The sequence below is a fragment of the Flavobacterium hauense genome (genome assembly GCF_054457175.1).
Window position 1 is genome coordinate 84,093 of the sequence record NZ_JBTKVX010000002.1, and the last position, 19,022, is coordinate 103,114.

The following is a 19,022-nucleotide window of genomic DNA, read 5'->3' on the forward strand; positions in this document are numbered from 1 at the left end:
TTTACCTCCCGGGATGGCCGCAGGCAATCCCTTTCCTTGACGTTGCAACCGAAGCTTTAGCCTAAGCGCAGAAACAAAAAATGCGGTAAGGCACATTAGTGCCGAAGCATTGGTTTCTTTGAACGGTATACTATCCCGAGATTACCGTAGGTAATGCCTAAAGCTTATTCACAAGACTTAAGAAGGTCTTCAGGTAATAATAAAGATGTCGAGCTAAACTTAACTCCATACATAAAATTATTCCACTGGTCAGGTTTTCGGGTCATTACGATCCCCTTCTCAGTACTATATGTTACGCAGTCCCCTTTATTAAACTTAGGGACTAATGCTTTCAGGTGCCCGTCTAGCTTTAATTGGTTGAAATATTCCTGTTTTATGTTATAGCTTCCATTAATGCCTTTAAAGTTTACACTTAAGACAGTTGGGATAGAAGCATCATTTTCATTATATATATCTGTAATACTTACAAAAGTTCCTTTTTTAATGATAAAATTTTCTTCAGGAAGGTCAAAATTTTTATTTAGTTTATAAAATGTTTCCATAATGATTATTTATTAAGTTCTGTTTTTAGAGTATTCCAATAGGCCTCAATCCTTAAAATTGCTGCGTTCAAATCATCCCCGTTTTTATTCTGAATATCTTCAATGACAATCTTAGTAATTAACATTTTGCGAATATCTTCAAGCTTTTTCTTTTTTGCTTCATAATTTTTTTTGTCCGTTTGCATTCCCGTAATAATTGGATTTTCAGAAGGGAGAGGGTTTTCAACTGTTCCTGTTCTTGATGAAGGTAGGCTTATACCTTGTGTACTGGCAATGAAATTCATAGTTTGTGTAATACCTGTAAAAAAAGCATTTGTAGCATCTGCTGCATCCATTCGTACACCTTTAATTGTAAAATTATTGTTATAGTCACCACTCTTTACTTCGTTTTCAGGAGGATTTGACCTTAGTATCATTGCTATGTCTGAATTTCCGAAAAGACTCGACGATACTGTTTCATTAAATACACTTTTCCATATCTCTTTATTGTCGTGTTTTGCTATGAATGAAGTCATGGGGTCACCGAGTATAGGGAATCTCTGGCGATCTACAATTACATTTCCGGCGTCAATTAACGTTGTGATGTCATATATATTACCCGTGCCGGAACTAATGCTGGTCTCCCAGGTCTTCAGATCATTTATGAATTGAAGAACTTTTAGATTTGCCTGGTTAACGCAGATAGAGGCCTCTTCATTTTTACTAAGATTAGCATAATTTTTTGCTCTGTCCATATCGGTCTTTATCGCATTCACATGTAAATCATATTTTTCTGAATATGTTTTCATGGTTTCTTCAGGAATTTCATAGCCTTCATTATTTTTGCCGAGATAAGTTTTAATGCTTCCAATTACTGTTTTTTTCTGTTCATCGGCTTTAACTATAAAGTTTTCAAGAGCGACTTGCGATGTAACGAGGTCATGTTTTATTATTTCAGATGCATTAGCCATTACTATAGGCCGGTCAGCAACTTTTACGACTACTTTTAATTTGCTGTAACACCCTGATAAAATAAACATTCCTATTAATAGTATAATTGCTTTTTTCATGTTACTTATTTATTATTTCTAGTAGCTGTTTAATAGCGAGTTTTTTTTCACTCTCTGATTTTTCTGCAATATCTTTCAGATATAAATCATTTTCGAGGATAAAAATATCTTTGTCAGATATTATTGCATCGAGATTAAGCTTTATTTTTTCGGCTTCTTCAACTTTATCTTTTTGTAGTATTGAAGCAGCAGAATTTAATACTACCTGGTTTTTTGCAACTGCCCCTATCTGATCGGTGACTGCTTTAGCGTTGGTAGAAAAGATAAGGACTAATTCATTACCCTGCTCATCTGTAAAAGCCGATGACGAAGCTTCGGTTCCAAAAAGCTTACCGTTTTCAGGTTGTGTAAATTCATTAAAATACAGGTTAATTGCGCTTTGGTCAAAATATCCTGATATATAACGTGAACTAGAAAAAAATGAGCAGCCATTGATCTCGACTTTATAATAATTTGGGATAACTTTAGTGGATACCTTAGTCGATGTAATCTTATCCTTAAAATAATGGACTTCGTGAATTGTTGAACACGAGCTTAGAAGCCCCATGACGATAAGTAATTTAAAAAGAGTATGATTTTTCATCATCGGAATATTAATTGGTTGTTCAAATTTAATATTTGATTTCCAGTTTGTTATACGTAAAAACACCTGTTTGTTGATGGTTTTTAACCCTATTTATTATTTAGTGTAATGCCTATAATTGGATTAAAAACCTTAAATAGTTGTCTTTTTGATTTTGAGTCGCACGGATTGTAAAAACCCCTCATCGAAAGCATTTACAAACGCGACTTATAATAAAAAAACCACCCGTTAAAACTTATCTAACCCACTCCCAAACTCCTTTTAAATTCCCTATTTTTACAGCCTAACCAAACAATATTATGGCAGGAGGAATTTTTGCGGTTCTTGATGATATCGCAGCTTTGATGGATGATGTGGCAGTAACGAGTAAAATAGCAACCCAAAAAACAGCGGGCATACTTGGTGATGACCTTGCGGTTAATGCCGAGAAGGCTACAGGTTTCCTGTCTTCACGGGAATTGCCGGTGCTGTGGGCAATTACCAAAGGCTCGTTTATCAATAAGCTTATTATTATCCCTATTGCGCTCCTGCTGAATTACTTTCTTCCGGTAGCCATTAAAGTTGCGCTGGTTCTGGGAGGTATCTATCTGGCTTATGAAGGAGTCGAAAAGATCATAGAGTACTTATTCCACCGTAATAAAACCGGGCATGAGGTTATAGAAGAATACAAGGAAGAGGATGCTTCTGTTGCCGAAAAAGCCAAAGTGAAGTCGGCGGTCACGACAGACTTTATTCTTTCTGTTGAGATCGTGATCATAGCACTTGGGTCTGCTTTAGATAAGTCTCTCACAATACAGATCATTACTGTTTTTATCGTTGGTCTGTTAGCCACCGTTGGTGTTTATGGTATTGTTGCGCTTATCGTAAGGATGGACGACGCCGGATTTAAGCTTATCAAAAAATCGAATAATAAAGGATTTTTGGCAGCCCTTGGTAATGTATTGGTTAAAGGGCTTCCGATAGTGATCAAATTCCTGGCTGTAGTGGGTACGCTTGCGCTTATCATGGTGTCGGGGGGTATCTTTGTACATAATATCGAATACCTGCACCACGTGATGCCGGAGGTGCCTTCAATTGTCAAGGAAGTGGCAATAGGTGTAGCGGCAGGGCTTGCTGCGGTTGCCTTAATGACAGTTGGTAAAAAAATTGTATCGGTGGTAAAAGGTAAATAATTTTACTTAACTCATGGAAAAATCACTCATAACAACCGGTCCCGAAGAGGGCGAAAAGCTTGCCATTGCAGGGTCCGATTATCGTATTGTGCTTACAGGAGAGCAAACCGGCGATAAGCTGGCAGTAATAGAAATGAATATTCCGCCGGGTAGTGGCCCCGTGCCACATGAGCACCCCTCATTTCAGGAGAGTTTTTATGTGCTGGAAGGCGAGGTGGAGTTCAGGACCCAATCGGGAACTTACACAGGCCGAAAAGGCGCTATGGTCACCATACCTGAAGGTGGGCCGGTACATAATTTCAGGAATGTGTCAGGAGAGATGGCACGCCTGTTATGCATTGTTGCACCTGCGGGACTTGATGCTTTCTTTAAGGAAGTAAGCAACACCCTGGGTAAGGAGGGCAAACCACAGTCCCCAACTGATGCGGAGAAGGCAAAACTGCTCGAAACGGCAGGGCGATACGGGCAAAAGCTGTATCCGCCGGATTACTTCGAAAAACAAGAATAGCTATACATAAAAAAAATCCGCAGGGCCCTATTCCTGCGGATTTTATGTTTAAAGAATTACCTCTTATTTCTCAAGGAAGTTTTTCTTCATTTTGGCAGTATCTACCTTAAGTACTTTAAGGAAGCTGTCAACGCTGCCATACGTAGTCTCAATATTTTTAAAAAAAGTAGTGATATATTCTTCTTCTACACCTAATAGTGGCATAAGCTGCTCGCCAACACCCGCACCATATTGTGAATTGATGTATGATACTGTCTGTAGGTTATAAGCAGAAAGATAGGTATTAGAAAGCATGAAGTCGTTAACGATAACCTGCCTGTCTACACCTAAAGAAGAAAGTACAAGTGCCGTAGTCATACCCGCCCTGTCTTTACCCGCCGTACAATGCCAAAGCGTTGTCTGTCCTGATTCTAAAAGGTCAAATATCTTTGTCCACTGTGTTATTTTGGTCTCATCTAATGCGTATGCAGGAATCATGATCTCTTCAGCGCTCATTTGTCCTGAAAGTATCATCCCGAAAATATCGTTTTGGTTTACACCACCATTAGCTCCTGTAAGTTCGTCAATAAGCGAAAGCTCGTAACGCGTTGTACCGGCAATTGCCTTGTCTGTTTTTTCAGTGCGCTCTTCGGTAGTACGAAGGTCTATTACCTGGGTGATCTCTTTGGTAGCGATATGCTCAAGATCGGTAGCGGTAAGCGCTGACAGCTCTCCTGAACGGAATAATTTGTGGTAAAGCACGCGTTTGCCATCCTGGCCAACATAACCGCCTAAGTCACGCATATTGTCTTCGCCTGTAAGTACAACATGGTTTTCGTCGATTTCATAAGGAGCAGCATTTTTAGAATCGTCATCGCTACATGAGGTAGTTAGTGTAGCAAGGCCTAAAAAGGCAACATACATTAGGTTTGTTAGGTGTTTTTTCATCGTTTTGCAGGTTTAATGTTTAAAATGTTTGGCAAATGTAGGTTTTGTTCTACATGAACATTTTATGTCAAAATCACTAAAACATTAAATTAAGAGACATACAGGCATGAAAAATGCCCTATAAAGGGCATAAGATTACGTAATCTTTAAAAAAGTGTTATCGCATCCAGTTGCTGCCAAAAACAATGTAGTAATTCCAGTCTTCCGGCCCTTTGGCAACGTCGACTCCCATCCTTAACTTGAATTTTCGTGCGATCAGGTAACGAAAACCGGTACCGTATGTTGGCTTGAAGGACAGGTCAGGGATGTCATCAAGATTATCGTAGGCAACCCCCACACCCCCAAAGAAAACGGCACTCCACCTGCGAAAGGCATCCCACCGGAATTCGGTTTCTCCTTCCCAGGTACTATTGGCCTGGTACCTTCCTCCGGCAATACCCCTAAGGTTAACAGACGGTTTGAGGAAAAAAGGAGTGTCCCCAAAGGTGTTGGAGCCTTCTATACGTAACCCGCCGGTTAATTTTTTGGTAATTGGGATGAAACCTATGGCCGAATAGTTTACCCGCCAGGCATCATAATCACTCCCGAAAATATTGTCGGAGCAAAAGAAATCGGCCTGTATCCGGATACCTTTATCGGGTGTAAAGATGTTGTCCCGGTTGTCATACTGCAGCGCAAGCCCCAACTGGCTGGTAATGCTTTGCACCTCGTCTTTCTTTACAAAGTCGGGTAGGGTGGCGTTAGGCAACGATACTTCGTTTTTCAGGAAAAGATATTGCGGCCCAAGGCTCCATTTGTCATTTCGGAATTGTTTGAGTGCCTGTAGATAGACAGGGATCAGGTTAAAATGGAATTCATATTCCTTTTCGCCAACGGCCGGGAGGGTTTCATATAAGGATATGTTCATGCTGGCATAGCCGGCAAAGGCCCTGTAGAGAATGCGTTTTTCGGCCCACGTTCCTGACCTGAATCCTGCAGCCATCCAGCTGTTATTAGCAGTATACATGCCGATAGCCCCGGTCATATCCGGATTTATACGACGTGTTTTACCTGTCTTTTCGTCTTTTACGGGTGCTCTTTTTTTAATGAATACCGGTACCAAAGCGCCTCCTATACCTCCGACGGCAGGCTCGGTGATGGGTACGGGTACTACTATAAAGCCATTGGCATAAATAAGATAATCGCTCACATCAAAGGCTCCGTCGAGGGAGTCTTTGAGTGAAACATGGGGTTTGTCCTGTGCAGAGGCAACTGTTACATAGCATAAGCAATAGGCTATTGCCAGATATATCTTCTTTATGTATTTCATGTGAAGCCCCCTTAATGGTTATGGTTAATCTAACTCGTCTATGAATGGAATGCTTTGCATTGTTTTATTACGCACGATGTTTTGCAGATAGGCCTCAAGCTGGAAAAATTTGGCTGCGTTTTTAGCACCTATCACTTTTGACATCTTTTTATAGTAGCTCTTCTGAAGGCTATGGTATCCTTCATCATTACTGAATATTCTTTTTACGATAGCTTCTGCTTGTACATCGGTAAGGTTATTGTATTGGTCGGCATAATCAGAAATGATCTGTACCCTTGTCATGCTCAGGTTGCCGCGTTTTGTCTCGTATTCATCATATAGCGACCAGAATGCATCGTTAGGTGCATCAAAGTTCATGTATTCCTGAACCAGTATTTTTTTCTCTTTGTTAAATACTGCCCTTACAATGGCAAGGTCTTCTTTATCGGTTTGAGAAAAACCAAATGAAAAGCTAAGTAGTGCGAGTGTAATTAAAAATGCTTTCATGATATGATATTGATTTAATTGGTTAAAATTTTATGTTTAGGCTTCCTCTTCCTCATGATCCAGCTTGTTGAAGGTCTCTGTCCTGCTTATCAGGTAATATCCTGCAGATATGGCAAGTATTAGTGCCGCTGTAGAGAATTCAAGCATGGCATTATGTTCTATGTCAAGCAGGAACACCTTCCTACTCACTGCGATAAGGCATACAAGGAGTATGATCCTGAGTTTGAGCGTATATGATTTATAGAAGACCTTGATGGTTTGCATGATCTCCAGCATCAGCATAATGTTAAAGAATACGATCATGATACCTCTGCTGTATTCGGGGGCGGGGGTAAAATTCAATCCTGAACTAAACCTCATGTGCATGTGCTCGCCTGTTATCCAAAGCAGCTCTACGGTTTGAAAGATTACAAAAAAGCCCGATAATAAGAGTAAAGTGATTGAAATGTACTTTTCGAATTTTGCACTTAGTTTTTCCATGAGTTCGTGATTTTAAACAAAGTACGTTAATGAAAACCTGCTATTTAGATTTTTAGGGCTCTATGATGTTTCATTTTAGAACTTGAAACAATTTTTTTTGCAGGGTTAATGTTTTTTCGGCCTCTATCATTTGTTAGTAGCAAAGGTGTATGCAAGGGAGATAAAAAATGTATTGCCCTTAAACCTGTTTATTGCCGATAGTTCTCCAAACCAACGGAAGCCAAAAGTGGTGGACGAAGAGACATGCAGCAAATTAGCTTCGGCACCTAATGCATATACCCTGTCTTTTTCCGGATTAATGATTATTGGCCCTACGGGTATTTCGTCACCGGTAGTTTTAAGTTGCATATAGTAGATTAATCCTGCATTGATGATTGATTTTGGAGCAGCAGTATCGCTTCCCATTACATAAAAAGTTTTGCCCAGGCCACCTTCGATGTTAAGGATGTCTCCTGTTTTTATATCGGTATCTTTTTTCTTGCCGTGTATCTCATAAGACAGTAATGTTGCAAAATGCCATTTCTTATCGGGCGTAAGGTATACTGTTGTGCCTCCCGAAAACTCATTTATCCACATTCCGAGTCCACTGTTGTTACTGCCTCCAACTTCGTATTTTCCGGTGGGGATATATAACTGATATCCGGCAAAGAAGTCGGCTCTCTTTTTGTGCCATCCTAATTGTATGGGCTGGATGTAAGTATCAGAATAAGCAAAGTCGCTATGGGATTCAATGATGTTTGAGTCAAGTCGGTTTGATGCAAATGGGAGTAGTATGGCAGCCCCATAGTTAGCCCCAAGTATTTTTATGTCGCTTACCCAGTTTACCCCCGGGGCGGCAATGAACATACTTATATCCGGTTTAGCGATCTCGTCTCCGTCGCTGTTACGCAATGACTTTGCATTATAAAAATATACAGGGGTCAATACTGTAAGTGTATTTTCGGGAGCCTGGCTTCCCGATTTAAGGCCTAATGCGCCTAAAAGATGTCCTCCTTTAAGCTGGGCAGTAGCTGCTATTGGCATCAGGCAACACATCATAATGAACCTGAAACCGGTTAGGAAAGGAAATGATTTTTTCATCCGATTATGTTTTAGTGACTCAAAATTAGATAGCTATTTTGAGTTTGGGACTATAACAAAACGATTGAATGGTAGCAGTTTATAAACTGAAACAAATTTATGCTGTTGCAGAATAGCCTTTTGTACCCGGTTTATTCATTGAATTGACATACTCTGACGGAGATTTACCCATAAGCTTTGTAAAGGCCCTGAAAAAAGTGGTCCTTGATTTAAAGCCGGCTGCCCATGCCTGCCCTTCAAGCGAAAGGCTTTTCCATTCTTTATCCTCCATTTGCTGCATCAGGTATTCAATGCGTTTTTTGTTTATGAAATCCTGGAAATGCAAATTGTATTGCGAATTGATAAAATGAGATAAATGGTGCACCGGAATTTTAGTGAGGTCGGAAAGGTCTCTTATTACAAAACCTTTTTGCAGAAAAGGTTTATCTGCTAATGCCAGTTCGATGCATAAAGAATATTCTCCTATTTTTTCTTTGGTAAGGTAGCCGGCAGGTATCTTGCAGCAGCTGTCTTCTTCTTCGATTGCTGGTTCATCTACAGGGATGAACTGACTTTTCTCAGGCTCATTAACCTCAAAAAAGATCGCAGGCTTAAAAAAGATGATGTAACCTGCACTTAACAATACAAATGATATGATAGTGCTGTTTACAGCATTAAGGTTTATCCTGAATGTGAAACCGGTAATTTTTTGTAAAAACAAAGAGACAAACAGCAGCATGGAGAAAAAGCTGAAGGCTTTAAGCCATTTGATCTTTTCTTCTGACAGAAAAGCTATTTTTGACGGATTGGTAAAGATCATCAGTATTTGTGTATAGGCATAGAATAGCCAGATCAGGTTTACCGTCATGTTAAAGGTGTAAAAATCGGTATTGAAAAAGAGATTGTTCGATACCCAAAAATTAGAGTCTATAAACTTTGTTATGTTAGTAAAGCTATACCCAAGGCTTATTGCAGCGGGTACAAAGTTGAGGTAATGATACCATCTGAACTTTAAACCGGGGTCAATCATTTTTTTGCAATACAGGTAAGCACAGGGAGCGACCAAAAAAGCCGAGGATTTTAAGGCAAGTACTGTTTTAGGATAGTAAAACAGGTTACCTGAATTTGTAAACAATGCATAAATGCACGATGAAGAGAGTACAAAAAGGCAGAGGCTCAGGAAAACATTTTGATTAAAGTTTTCTTTTTTGCAGACAATAATCACTGAGACAATTAAGCCAATCATTCCTGCCAAAAAAAATACAGAGAAGAGTAGATTGTTTATCATGATAAGACGCGGTTGGTTGTTGGTCTTACTAATTTAACCTTTATTTTTGTTAACAATGGTTAAATAATCATAAAATTAAGTAAAAATTTAACACTTTTCGTCTGATTTATAAGTGTTTAAGCAGAATCATTAACTTTTTATTAGCACTTGTAGAATTATTCTTAATATTATTTTAAATGTTGTTTGTCGATTTTTACTGTAAAAAAGTCGATCTATATTATGGGATTCTTATCTTTTTGATATTTAGGATATTATAAGTAAATAACTTAAGCCTACTCCTGCGAGTATGGTAAATACCGAAATAAGCAGCACCGGGATGATAGCATACGGATTACCTTCTCTTAATTGCGACAGCTGCCGTCTTCGAATAAGGAAGTAGAAAGTGATCACTGTGAGAAGCACCGTTCCGGCCATAGCGAGGATAATACCCAGAATATCGCTTTGTACGGTAATTTCTTCCTCTATTACTTTTGCTTTGTACAGTGCATCCGACCCTTTGTTTATAACAGTGCCTATGGCTATCATGGCAAGAGTGGTGCGTATCCAGGCTAGCTGTGTCGTTTCCAGTGCGAGGTCAGTGCGCTCTGCGGCTAAATAATCCCTGAATTTCCTAACCGGGAGTATCTGATGAAAATTTGAGTGGATTTTCTTCATGGTCATGATTTTTCAAACGTAAGGCGATGTTTATAAAATCTGTATGAAAACAGCTTCTTTTTTAATAGACATTTATTATACAAGTGGGAAGGTACTACCTTCCCGCTTGCATAAATAACCAAAAGTGTATCTGAAAAAAATCATTGTATTATTTTTTTGGAGGGATTGGCATGATGCCGTCTTTAGTCATCTGGTCTGAAAGCGCTTTCGAATAGCCCTGAAGAAAATCATCTATGGATGTAGGGTTATAGGTTTTAGATTGTGCCGACCATACCATTTTTTCTGATTTTGTATCATACAGGTTGGCCTCCAGGTAATAGATCTTGTCATCGGTATAATATCCCGGCGAATAGAAATTGTTATACCCATAGGCATAATAGGCACCAAAACCGCCATAATAGCCTACACCCATAGGGTAATAGCTGGCTGTTCCGGGTACATAGCGTGTTTCATGTTCCTGATTGATAAGGGCAATGGTAATAATACCGTCGCAGTTTGTTTCTTTGATCTTGCTCATTAAAAGCTCTTTATCTTTTGTGGCATCGCCCGACCTGAAGTTAGGAGGTAGGGCATCTGAACTTTTTACAGATGCGGCACCTCTTGACGCAACAAGGGTAGCGATATTATTTTCTACCGTTTGCCTCACAGAAGCACGATCCGTTATCGCGACAATAAAAATTTTCTTGTAGCCTTCCTTTGGAGCGGCCGAATCTTTATAGGAGCCCGTTATAGAAGTACTCGTTCCGCAGGCGGTTAAAATCAGTAGGGATAGTAAAAGAATGGGTCTTATTTTTTTCATGATAGTGTGTTTTAGGTATTTGTATGTGCTGTGTATTTCTTAAAGTGCGGAACCTATGCGTATGATTCCACACTTTTTTGAAATACTGTCCTGTCAGGGGACTAACTAACACAAATGAATATATTAAGTTTGTATATTATGGGTTAAAAACAAGTCCTATGGTAATAGGTACATAGCTTATGTTGTCTACGTTAAATGCATCGTTCTGATTGGTGCCGTAGTTATAGGCTACGCTCAGATAGCCGCTGAGATTCGAATTGAAGCGTCCTAAAATGCCGGCCTCCGGTCTCGCCGTAAATCCCCAGTTGTTTACGCCTACGGCATAAATATTAAAGTAAGCATTTTGTTCGCTGTATTGCGTACCCATCCCCAGACCTACATACGGCCTTATCTTGTCTCCGTTAAAATAATAATGCACGGTTGCCGTAATAGGGGTAGTATATACCTGGCGAATCATATCGCTGCTCACAGCACCGCTGCCGTCAGGCCTCTGATAGGTTCTTTTGTCAAAATATTCTTCAAAGGTGTTAAAGCTCATGGCAAGCCCTATAGAAACATTAGGCGTTACCATGTGGCGGTAATCTATCCTGAAGCCAGACCAGCTCATTTCGCTCAGGTAATCAGTTGTTGTAGGGAATGCCACTTCGTAGCCCAGGAATATCATATCTGTAGGAAGTGAACCTGATGTAGAGGAGGACTCCATGTCCTGTGCTTTCATGAGGCCTGAAAGACCTACCGAAAAAATAAATATATAGATTGCTTTTTTCATGATGAGTAGATTTAGTTGGCTTTAAAATAAGGTGACTGTTCAAAGCTTTGGTTGATGGCATTTTCGGCACGGGTTACATTTCCGCTTGTCGAATTGCCCAGGGCACCAAATGAAGTAGAATTCCATATCGCCCTGTATTGTCCCACGGCTGGTGCATTTTTTGCATCATAGGTGTCCACAATAAGTGTCCCGGTATTATAGGCATATACGGTAGACCATGGGTAATAATAAGGATACCAGTCGCCATAGAATGGAAACCATCCCGGATAGCCCCACCACCATCCAGGGTAGTATTCTACATTTAATATTTTTACGGCACCTACCGCCATTGCAAGATCAGGGCTTTGATGCCTTTGAACATACGTATAGCCTCTTGCCTGCATATTGGTTTTAATTCTTGCCACAATCTGTTCGGCATCATCATCATGCCAAAGCGTGTCCTGGCCTTCTCCGCCAATGTTTACAATAGTGTCAGAAACATAGAATGTGCCATAGGTTGTAAAATCGGCAGTTTTATCCAGATTTGTCGAGACGATAAACTCAGATGAAAGATCATCATAATCTGGTGGGGTTATGCATGCAACATACAAGGGCATGCACAATAGCAGGAGAATAATTTTTTTCATAGTGATATAGTTTAATTGAATTGTTTTAGACAGGTGGGTTAGTACTATTCTTTAAATTGCTTACACAAAGTAACCTCATTATAAGCCTGCTGCATATTTTTTAAAGCCTTAAGATGTTGCATTTTACAAAATGAAACCCTTTTGTTTTTATGGCTCATTTTAAAAATGGCATACTATATAGGAGTTTTATTTTTTTCTTCAAAAAAAGCCCGGATCGTGAAAATTCAGTGATTTTCCTTGTAAACACTGGTGTTTTGGTAGTTTTACTAAAGTGCAGGTTATCGATAAATAGGTTGCAGATTATAATCTGCAACCTAATAACGACCTTGAAAAGGTATATATGTAGCTGATTATAAGTTACTTTGTTAAGAGTGTGTTGCCATGCCCCCAAACGCATTCGACGCATCGCAGAAGTATACAGGTTTTTGACATAAGAACTAATTCTATACAATAAATCCCGATCTAATTAAATCTTTATTATTATGAAACAGCTGATTACTAAAGCCAAGGTGTTGTTTTTCGTCCTCGTGGCGCTGACTGCACTACAAATGAACGCCCAATCCAAGTCCAAACCTAACATTCTTTTTATTATGGGAGATGATATAGGTGTCAGCAATGTAAGTGCTTATACCGATGGGCTTATGGGATATGTAACCCCTAACATTGATCGTATCGGTAACGAGGGTATCCGTTTTCTTCACTATTATTCAGAGCAGTCGTGTACTGCGGGGCGTGCCGCTTTCATTACAGGGCAGCATGGCATACGTACCGGGCTTACCAAAGTGGGTTTTCCGGGTGCACCAATGGGAATGAGCCAGCTTGACCCATCAATAGGCGGACTGCTTAAAAATTTGGGTTATGCCACAGGGCAGTTTGGTAAGAATCACCTGGGGGACAGGAATGAATCGTTGCCGACTGTAAATGGTTTTGACGAATTTTATGGTAACCTTTATCACCTTAATGCTGAGGAAGAGCCTGAATTGCCTGATTATCCTAAAGACCCTGCATATCTGGCTAAATTTGGACCACGCGGTGTTTTAAAGTGTACCGCTACCAATACTGATGATACCAGTGAGCCTGATAAAAGATTTGGCAAGATTGGAAAACAAAAAATTGTTGATACCGGAGCCCTTACCAAAAAACGTATGGAAACGGTGGATGATGAAACATCCGGCGCTGCAATTGATTTTATGAAAAGGCAGCATAATGCAGGGAAACCTTTCTTCTGTTATTTTAATTCTACCCGTATGCACCTCCGTACCCACGTAAGGGCAGAACACAGAGGTAATTTTGAACATGGCGATAGTGAGTACATTGATGGTATGATCGAACACGATATAACCGTAGGAACATTGCTTAAAGCACTTGAAGATATGGGTATAGCTGATAATACAATTGTAGTATATACATCAGATAACGGCCCTCACTCCAACTCATGGCCTGATGGAGGAACAACTGCATTTCGTTCTGAGAAAAATACCAACTGGGAAGGTGCTTTCAGGGTGCCGTGCCTTGTACGCTGGCCGGGTAATATAAAGCCAGGTACAGTAACTAATGAGATGATGAGCCATAATGACTGGATGCCTACACTTTGCGCTATTGCCGGTGAGCCTGATGTTGTAAATAAACTGCTTAAAGGCTATACTGCCAATGGAAAAAACTATAAAGTACACCTTGACGGTTACGACCAGTCTACGTTCCTTAAAACAGTAAGTGGCGGCGTAAGCAATAAGACTACAGTTAAAAGCGCCCGTAATAAGTTCTTTTATGCTGATGATGACGGTCTCCTGGTAGCTTTCCGCTTTGACCAAATGAAATATGTATATGCTGAGCAGCGTAGCCAGGGCACACTTGCCTTATGGGCAGAGCCATTTACCAGACTAAGGCTTCAGAAACAATACAATCTTTTCATGGATCCTTATGAAAAGGCTGATATTACATCCAATACGTACTGGGACTGGGTCCTAAACGGCGTAGGGGCAGTGTATGGTTCAATGGATGAAGTGTTCAAATTTGCTGAAACATTCAAAGAATATCCGCCACGATCTTTCCCTCCAAGTTTTGTGCCTACAAACATTCTTGAAGAAGAGTTGAGCCAGATAAAAGCTGCCAGGGCCAGGGCAGCTGCTCAGGAAACTTCGGCTAAGAAAATAGCACCGCCTAAAAAATCTTAATTTTTAGTTTTGAATAGTTGATAAAGTTCCACGCCATGGCGTGGAACTTTTTTTATTAGTACACGGTGTCCATTGTTGTAACATCATAACCGGCATAGTAACGCATCCAGTCTTCTTCCCAGTTTTCGCCGAGGTACATCAACTGGGCAATCATTGCCATGTTGGTAACCAGGCAGTCTGAAGTGATGGAATGGTCCAGGCGGAATTCTTTTGCCGAGAGAAACCTCATTTCTTTGGTATTGGTGTCAAAGTTGTAGGTGAAGTCAAATACGCCAAGCTGTTCGTTGCGGTGCTGCCTGCCTGCAAAATACCGCCTCTGCTGATTTTCGGGTCCGTAAACAAGGTTGTAGTCGTCAATATTGGTTATCCTGTTATAGCTTAGTTCTTTTTTGGCAAAATCCCTGTCATGGGCCATCATTTCGTCCATGGTTTTGAACTGCCTGAAATTTACATGTCTGGCAAAATCGTCCCTGTAGCCACTAATTACATAGGTGTTGTAAATTGTCTCTTTGGTCTCATAATCTTCAGATTCATACATGCTGTATTCCGTTATCTTATAGGTAACCTGATTTGCTTTTTCGTAATAAAAGGATATTTCTGCTACTATGTATCCTTTTTTAGAGTAGATCTTTACGTGCCTGTCCATAGGTGGGTGATATTTGGTTTACACCAAATATATGTAGCTGCTTATTACCGAAACAGCGTATAAATACCTGTTTTCGGATGGAAAAACGGGTAGGAAGAAAAAAGTCATTGCTGCCATAAGTATCCATTGCTGAAAACCTATACATTTATAGCATCCAAAAAACAACTGACAATGAAAAAAATATTTCCGGCCTTTGCGGCACTGCTAACAATTGGGCTTACACTCATGGGGTTCACAAGTGAGCCTGAATGGAAACCGCTGCTTGACAATAACCTCTCGCAATGGGAAATGTATCTCAGTTACCGCCATAAGCCTGGCTATAGCGGCCAGTTGCCTGCAGAAAAACCAATTGGCTATAATAAAAATGAAGCTAATGTGTTTACTGTAGCGCAGGAGAACGGCGAACCCATACTAAGGGTTAGCGGAGAGATATACGGATGCATCTATACAAAGGCCGAGTATGAGAACTATCACCTGAAGGCAAAAGTAAAATGGGGCGAAAAGAAATGGGATCCGCGCACTGATAAGCTGCGCGACTCGGGGATATTATATCATTCGGTAGGCGAATGCGGCAAAGATTACTGGAGGGCATGGATGCTGTCTCAGGAATTTCAGCTGATGGAAGGCCACATGGGCGATTACTGGAATATTGCCAATGCAGCCATAGATGTACGCGCTTTTATTCCCGAGGGTATAATGAATCCTGTTGCTAACAGCGAGCAGCCTTTTCTGCCTATAGCTGCGGGAACGGGTATAGACGGTTTTTGCCTTAGGAGCGAGAATCACGAAAGCCCAAAGGGCGAGTGGACAACGGTTGAGCTTATTTGCTTTGAAGGCAAAAGCCTGCATATTGTAAATGGCCACGTGGTAATGGTGCTGCAAAACTCCCGCTATGTAGAGAACGGTAAGTCCATTCCGCTGACAAGAGGCAAAATACAACTGCAGAGTGAAGCCGCCGAAACATTTTATAAAGGTGTACAGATCAAAGAGCTTAAAGCATTACCGTCCCATTATGCGGCCTATTTTAAATAGCTAGCCTAACTTCAGGGCAATTTTCAGGAGCAGGTCGCGGGTAGCTTTGATGCCTGCTTCTTCGCTAAGGCGGCTGCCTTCATATTCTACGCCTATGTAACCGCTGTAACCTGTTTCTTTTACAATTGTAAGCATTCGGGCGTAATCTATAGTGGTTTCGTTGCCATCAGTATCAAAATCAAAAGTCTTTGCACTTACCCCGTGGGCAAAGGGCATAAGCTCCAGAACGCCTTTGTATTTGTCATATTCATCAATACAGGGTGCGCCCCAGCGTTCGCCGCCTTCGCGCTTTACACAAAAGTTGCCAAAATCGGGGAGGGTACCGCAGTTCTTGAGGTTTATGGCTTTTATAACTTCCGTCAGTTTAGCAGCATCAGATGACAGTCCTCCGTGATTCTCTACGATCACATTGATATTGCTCTTTGCGGCATATTGTGCCAGTCGGCCCAAACCATCAGTTGAGGTTTCTTTCCAAATGTCAAAATCATGTTCGGCACCGGTGCCAAAAAGGTTCACCCTTATGGCATGGCATCCCATTTCGTGAGCTGCATCTACCCATTTCGCGTGCTTGCTGATGGCTTCGTCGCGGGAAGCTTTATCGAGTGCTGCCAGTTCACCTTCGTTATCGACCATAATAAGTACGTTTTTTACGCCCTGGTCTTTGCTTCTCTTTTTCAGTTCGGTTATAAGTTTGTCGAGGCCCTGCTTTTCAAGTTCGGCGGTATAAAGCTGGGTTACATATTCTACCGCGTCAAAGCCCAGTGTGCGTGCCTTTTGGCTAAAATCAAAAGGAGATAGGGTCTTGCTTTCGAGTATGGCCTTATGGAGCGACCACTGTGCCAGTGATAGCTTAAAGAATGGCTTGGATGTGCCTTCTGCAAGCCACCCGGTTAGTGACGGTGCAGTGAGGCTTAACCCCAATCCGGCAAGGCCGCTGTTTTTTATAAAGGAGCGTCGGTTCATTTTTTGGTTTTTTGGAGGACTAAAAATATAAATTAATTCCATAGTCGTAACAGCGGCCATAAAAAAAACCACCCGTTTTGGCGGGTGGTTTTAGAGATATCTTAGATAAGAATGTGTTACAGAAGCTCTATCTCCTGGGTTTCGCCCGGAGCAGTTTTCCTTACATTGATCACCCTGCCGGTTTCGTCAAGAACAAAAGCGACAAATTCAACATTGGCAGCATTGGCAATGTTTGCCGGTACAGCTACGCTGAATGTCCTGGTGAAGGTGTTTCCTATTTTTGTCTGGTCTGCACTTATGGCTTCACCTGTCATTGGGGTTAACACTTCACGTAATACGTGGTTGTGCTCATAATCTTCAAGCAAATCAACTCCATCATAATAAGATGTGTAGTTATGCTGCTCATAGATAAGTCCATTTTCAAGCACATATACCACAAGCTTTAGCTTGTTCCCGAAATCTTTACCAAACATCACGTTTACATCCATGGTAATGGTACCATTGGCAATAGCCGATGTCATGGCAACACCCAGTTTAGGGTTTTCTCCCTGCGTAAGTGCAATGGCCTGGTTTACATTATCAGGCTCAGGGAATTCCCACTGAATGTTCCTGTTCAGGTAACCTTTAGGATAACCCGGTGCCAGCCCGGCTTCTTTTTCAAAAGCTTTGGTGTTGTATGTGTAAGGGTCATAACCGGTTTCGCTTGGTGTTGCGCCGGGGCCATGGATGGCTACGGCAATAGCATCTTCGGTCTGGTTATGTACCAGGTCTATAGCATGGGCTACCCTCGGACACCATCCGCACCATGTGCCGGTGTAGTCTTCTATCAGCATTCTTTTCCTGAAGTTGATACCTGTACCGTCGTGATAATTTACCATAAGCGGTGCAGAAGTTACAGTGTTGTATATGGCTGTTACTTCAAAATTTCCAACAACGTCAGATGTAAATGTGTTGCCTTCTATTTTGGTACCATCTACAAAAAATTCAGCATTCTCGGTCAGGATCTCGCCTTTACTGTTCTTAACCGTAAAAGTAACAGTTTCGCCTATTTTCTTAACAGAGGCATCGGCGGTAAGGCTGATCTTGTCCTGGGATTGGAGTATCTCATAGTCAGTAGAGCAGCCAATAATAACCAACAGGGTTGCAACTATCAGGATTAAATTCTTTTTCATTGTAGTGTAAGCTTGCATTAACTTTTTAGAGTGTATGCGTGTTAGTTTTTAACGATCTTTACCTGAGCCGTTTTGTTATCCTCTGTAGTGAACCTTGCAAAGTAAACGCCTGTAGCAGCAGATGAAAGGTCTATTGACTGAGAACCATTAGCAACAGCGATAGTTTTTATTATCTGTCCGTTGATGTTCACGATCTGTAGTTTTGCATTTTGGTTTGCAGTAAGGTCAAGCGTGCTTTTTACGATAGTGTTGTTAACCACGATACCCATACGCTCAAGCGCATTAAAATCTGTAGTTGCAGCCGTAGGATCATACTTATAGGTAAAAGTAATGATTGGGTCGCCTACCTGATTACCTGCTGTATCAATATGAACAAGTCCCATGGTGTAGTTTACAGCTTGTCCGGTACCTGCATACTGGTTGTAAAAATAGCCGTCAAAGCCAAGATTATTTCCTCCTGCAACTATTGTAGTTGCTGATGTGTGGCCACCGTTAGGTGCCATCCTTCCGACAGGAGCTGAGTCGAAACAAACGCCCCCGTAACAAAACTGTACGCTTTCACCGTCCGGATTATTCGACTCAAGCATTTTAAGCTTTACATAAATAGTAGCATCGGTGTCGTTTTGTACTAAAAAGTGCATTTTTGCCGGTTCACCCAAAACGCTATAGGGATAGGTTTCGCCGTTTACAAGCTGTGTGTCGCCGTCAAAAACTGCGATTTGTGCCTGAGCAAGTCCTGAAACAAAAAGTACAGCTGCTAAAATAATCTTTTTCATTTTTCTTC

General features: G+C 41.0%; 21 protein-coding genes. 4 read left to right on the plus strand and 17 right to left on the minus strand.

What is annotated here, in order from left to right; genetic code table 11:
* Positions 1 to 164 precede the first annotated feature (164 nt).
* From ACX0HA_RS01495 to ACX0HA_RS01505, 3 genes are read right to left on the minus strand one after another with little or no spacing between them, the layout of a single operon-like run.
* Positions 165 to 542 carry a hypothetical protein gene (locus tag ACX0HA_RS01495; RefSeq protein ID WP_458843495.1) on the minus strand — a complete coding sequence of 126 codons (378 nt, stop codon included), beginning with the start codon at positions 540 to 542 and terminating at the stop codon, positions 165 to 167.
* A 5-nt stretch (positions 543 to 547) separates the two neighbouring features.
* Positions 548 to 1,591, minus strand: a complete 1,044-nt coding sequence (locus ACX0HA_RS01500) for a hypothetical protein (RefSeq protein WP_458843496.1) — start codon at positions 1,589 to 1,591, stop codon at positions 548 to 550.
* 1 nt (position 1,592) lies between these two features.
* Positions 1,593 to 2,174 (minus strand): hypothetical protein, encoded by a 582-nt coding sequence (locus ACX0HA_RS01505; protein ID WP_458843497.1) that lies wholly within the window; start codon positions 2,172 to 2,174, stop codon positions 1,593 to 1,595.
* Positions 2,175 to 2,473: 299 nt separating this feature from the next.
* Between ACX0HA_RS01505 and ACX0HA_RS01510 the strand changes: the two genes are divergently transcribed.
* On the plus strand, positions 2,474 to 3,346 hold the full coding sequence (locus tag ACX0HA_RS01510; RefSeq protein WP_458843498.1) for a DUF808 family protein: 873 nt from the start codon (positions 2,474 to 2,476) through the stop codon (positions 3,344 to 3,346).
* A gap of 13 nt (positions 3,347 to 3,359) precedes the next feature.
* Positions 3,360 to 3,854: a cupin domain-containing protein gene (locus ACX0HA_RS01515; RefSeq protein ID WP_458843499.1), complete on the plus strand. Its 495-nt coding sequence runs from the start codon at positions 3,360 to 3,362 to the stop codon at positions 3,852 to 3,854.
* A 63-nt stretch (positions 3,855 to 3,917) separates the two neighbouring features.
* Here ACX0HA_RS01515 and ACX0HA_RS01520 read toward each other — a convergent pair whose 3' ends face one another.
* The 10 genes from ACX0HA_RS01520 to ACX0HA_RS01565 all read right to left on the minus strand — a co-directional run bounded on the left by ACX0HA_RS01520 (position 3,918) and on the right by ACX0HA_RS01565 (position 12,251).
* Positions 3,918 to 4,781: a tyrosine-protein phosphatase gene (locus ACX0HA_RS01520; protein WP_458843500.1), complete on the minus strand. Its 864-nt coding sequence runs from the start codon at positions 4,779 to 4,781 to the stop codon at positions 3,918 to 3,920.
* Between the two features lie 157 nt (positions 4,782 to 4,938).
* Positions 4,939 to 6,090: a BamA/TamA family outer membrane protein gene (locus ACX0HA_RS01525; RefSeq protein ID WP_458843501.1), complete on the minus strand. Its 1,152-nt coding sequence runs from the start codon at positions 6,088 to 6,090 to the stop codon at positions 4,939 to 4,941.
* A 24-nt stretch (positions 6,091 to 6,114) separates the two neighbouring features.
* A complete protein-coding gene (locus ACX0HA_RS01530; protein ID WP_458843502.1) occupies positions 6,115 to 6,576 on the minus strand; it encodes a hypothetical protein in 462 nt (153 codons plus the stop codon).
* 36 nt (positions 6,577 to 6,612) lie between these two features.
* The gene (locus ACX0HA_RS01535) at positions 6,613 to 7,056 is read right to left on the minus strand and encodes a phosphate-starvation-inducible PsiE family protein (RefSeq protein WP_458843503.1); all 444 of its coding nucleotides are present in this window, start codon (positions 7,054 to 7,056) and stop codon (positions 6,613 to 6,615) included.
* 126 nt (positions 7,057 to 7,182) lie between these two features.
* A complete protein-coding gene (locus ACX0HA_RS01540; protein ID WP_458843504.1) occupies positions 7,183 to 8,136 on the minus strand; it encodes a SphA family protein in 954 nt (317 codons plus the stop codon).
* 97 nt (positions 8,137 to 8,233) lie between these two features.
* Complete coding sequence (locus tag ACX0HA_RS01545) at positions 8,234 to 9,403, minus strand: helix-turn-helix domain-containing protein (RefSeq protein ID WP_458843505.1); 1,170 nt, start codon at positions 9,401 to 9,403, stop codon at positions 8,234 to 8,236.
* Between the two features lie 243 nt (positions 9,404 to 9,646).
* On the minus strand, positions 9,647 to 10,057 hold the full coding sequence (locus ACX0HA_RS01550; protein ID WP_458843506.1) for a YidH family protein: 411 nt from the start codon (positions 10,055 to 10,057) through the stop codon (positions 9,647 to 9,649).
* A gap of 148 nt (positions 10,058 to 10,205) precedes the next feature.
* Positions 10,206 to 10,856: a hypothetical protein gene (locus ACX0HA_RS01555; RefSeq protein WP_458843507.1), complete on the minus strand. Its 651-nt coding sequence runs from the start codon at positions 10,854 to 10,856 to the stop codon at positions 10,206 to 10,208.
* 136 nt (positions 10,857 to 10,992) lie between these two features.
* Positions 10,993 to 11,625 carry a hypothetical protein gene (locus tag ACX0HA_RS01560; protein ID WP_458843508.1) on the minus strand — a complete coding sequence of 211 codons (633 nt, stop codon included), beginning with the start codon at positions 11,623 to 11,625 and terminating at the stop codon, positions 10,993 to 10,995.
* A gap of 11 nt (positions 11,626 to 11,636) precedes the next feature.
* Positions 11,637 to 12,251 (minus strand): DUF4136 domain-containing protein, encoded by a 615-nt coding sequence (locus ACX0HA_RS01565; RefSeq protein ID WP_458843509.1) that lies wholly within the window; start codon positions 12,249 to 12,251, stop codon positions 11,637 to 11,639.
* A gap of 482 nt (positions 12,252 to 12,733) precedes the next feature.
* Here ACX0HA_RS01565 and ACX0HA_RS01570 point away from each other — a divergent pair, with 482 nt between their 5' ends.
* A complete protein-coding gene (locus tag ACX0HA_RS01570; protein WP_458843510.1) occupies positions 12,734 to 14,425 on the plus strand; it encodes an arylsulfatase in 1,692 nt (563 codons plus the stop codon).
* A gap of 55 nt (positions 14,426 to 14,480) precedes the next feature.
* On the opposite strand, the gene ACX0HA_RS01575 is transcribed toward ACX0HA_RS01570, so the two are convergent.
* Positions 14,481 to 15,071 (minus strand): hypothetical protein, encoded by a 591-nt coding sequence (locus tag ACX0HA_RS01575; protein WP_458843511.1) that lies wholly within the window; start codon positions 15,069 to 15,071, stop codon positions 14,481 to 14,483.
* A 171-nt stretch (positions 15,072 to 15,242) separates the two neighbouring features.
* Here ACX0HA_RS01575 and ACX0HA_RS01580 point away from each other — a divergent pair, with 171 nt between their 5' ends.
* On the plus strand, positions 15,243 to 16,103 hold the full coding sequence (locus ACX0HA_RS01580) for a 3-keto-disaccharide hydrolase (RefSeq protein ID WP_458843512.1): 861 nt from the start codon (positions 15,243 to 15,245) through the stop codon (positions 16,101 to 16,103).
* Here ACX0HA_RS01580 and ACX0HA_RS01585 read toward each other — a convergent pair whose 3' ends face one another.
* The 3 genes from ACX0HA_RS01585 to ACX0HA_RS01595 form a co-directional block, all read right to left on the minus strand.
* Positions 16,104 to 17,066 carry a sugar phosphate isomerase/epimerase family protein gene (locus ACX0HA_RS01585; protein ID WP_458843513.1) on the minus strand — a complete coding sequence of 321 codons (963 nt, stop codon included), beginning with the start codon at positions 17,064 to 17,066 and terminating at the stop codon, positions 16,104 to 16,106.
* Between the two features lie 116 nt (positions 17,067 to 17,182).
* Positions 17,183 to 18,238 (minus strand): Omp28-related outer membrane protein, encoded by a 1,056-nt coding sequence (locus tag ACX0HA_RS01590; RefSeq protein WP_458843514.1) that lies wholly within the window; start codon positions 18,236 to 18,238, stop codon positions 17,183 to 17,185.
* Positions 18,239 to 18,279: 41 nt separating this feature from the next.
* Complete coding sequence (locus tag ACX0HA_RS01595) at positions 18,280 to 19,014, minus strand: T9SS type A sorting domain-containing protein (protein ID WP_458843515.1); 735 nt, start codon at positions 19,012 to 19,014, stop codon at positions 18,280 to 18,282.
* Between the last annotated feature and the right edge of the window lie 8 nt (positions 19,015 to 19,022).

Coding starts and splice junctions, on each gene's coding strand:
- ACX0HA_RS01520 (WP_458843500.1), bottom strand. CDS start 4,781: ATGAAAAAACACCTAACAAACCTAATGTATGTTGCCTTTTTAGGCCTT.
- ACX0HA_RS01510 (WP_458843498.1), top strand. CDS start 2,474: ATGGCAGGAGGAATTTTTGCGGTTCTTGATGATATCGCAGCTTTGATG.
- ACX0HA_RS01515 (WP_458843499.1), top strand. CDS start 3,360: ATGGAAAAATCACTCATAACAACCGGTCCCGAAGAGGGCGAAAAGCTT.
- ACX0HA_RS01530 (WP_458843502.1), bottom strand. CDS start 6,576: ATGAAAGCATTTTTAATTACACTCGCACTACTTAGCTTTTCATTTGGT.
- ACX0HA_RS01500 (WP_458843496.1), bottom strand. CDS start 1,591: ATGAAAAAAGCAATTATACTATTAATAGGAATGTTTATTTTATCAGGG.
- ACX0HA_RS01560 (WP_458843508.1), bottom strand. CDS start 11,625: ATGAAAAAAGCAATCTATATATTTATTTTTTCGGTAGGTCTTTCAGGC.
- ACX0HA_RS01585 (WP_458843513.1), bottom strand. CDS start 17,066: ATGAACCGACGCTCCTTTATAAAAAACAGCGGCCTTGCCGGATTGGGG.
- ACX0HA_RS01540 (WP_458843504.1), bottom strand. CDS start 8,136: ATGAAAAAATCATTTCCTTTCCTAACCGGTTTCAGGTTCATTATGATG.
- ACX0HA_RS01570 (WP_458843510.1), top strand. CDS start 12,734: ATGAAACAGCTGATTACTAAAGCCAAGGTGTTGTTTTTCGTCCTCGTG.
- ACX0HA_RS01545 (WP_458843505.1), bottom strand. CDS start 9,403: ATGATAAACAATCTACTCTTCTCTGTATTTTTTTTGGCAGGAATGATT.
- ACX0HA_RS01535 (WP_458843503.1), bottom strand. CDS start 7,056: ATGGAAAAACTAAGTGCAAAATTCGAAAAGTACATTTCAATCACTTTA.
- ACX0HA_RS01595 (WP_458843515.1), bottom strand. CDS start 19,014: ATGAAAAAGATTATTTTAGCAGCTGTACTTTTTGTTTCAGGACTTGCT.
- ACX0HA_RS01495 (WP_458843495.1), bottom strand. CDS start 542: ATGGAAACATTTTATAAACTAAATAAAAATTTTGACCTTCCTGAAGAA.
- ACX0HA_RS01565 (WP_458843509.1), bottom strand. CDS start 12,251: ATGAAAAAAATTATTCTCCTGCTATTGTGCATGCCCTTGTATGTTGCA.
- ACX0HA_RS01590 (WP_458843514.1), bottom strand. CDS start 18,238: ATGAAAAAGAATTTAATCCTGATAGTTGCAACCCTGTTGGTTATTATT.
- ACX0HA_RS01550 (WP_458843506.1), bottom strand. CDS start 10,057: ATGAAGAAAATCCACTCAAATTTTCATCAGATACTCCCGGTTAGGAAA.
- ACX0HA_RS01580 (WP_458843512.1), top strand. CDS start 15,243: ATGAAAAAAATATTTCCGGCCTTTGCGGCACTGCTAACAATTGGGCTT.
- ACX0HA_RS01575 (WP_458843511.1), bottom strand. CDS start 15,071: ATGGACAGGCACGTAAAGATCTACTCTAAAAAAGGATACATAGTAGCA.
- ACX0HA_RS01505 (WP_458843497.1), bottom strand. CDS start 2,174: ATGAAAAATCATACTCTTTTTAAATTACTTATCGTCATGGGGCTTCTA.
- ACX0HA_RS01555 (WP_458843507.1), bottom strand. CDS start 10,856: ATGAAAAAAATAAGACCCATTCTTTTACTATCCCTACTGATTTTAACC.
- ACX0HA_RS01525 (WP_458843501.1), bottom strand. CDS start 6,090: ATGAAATACATAAAGAAGATATATCTGGCAATAGCCTATTGCTTATGC.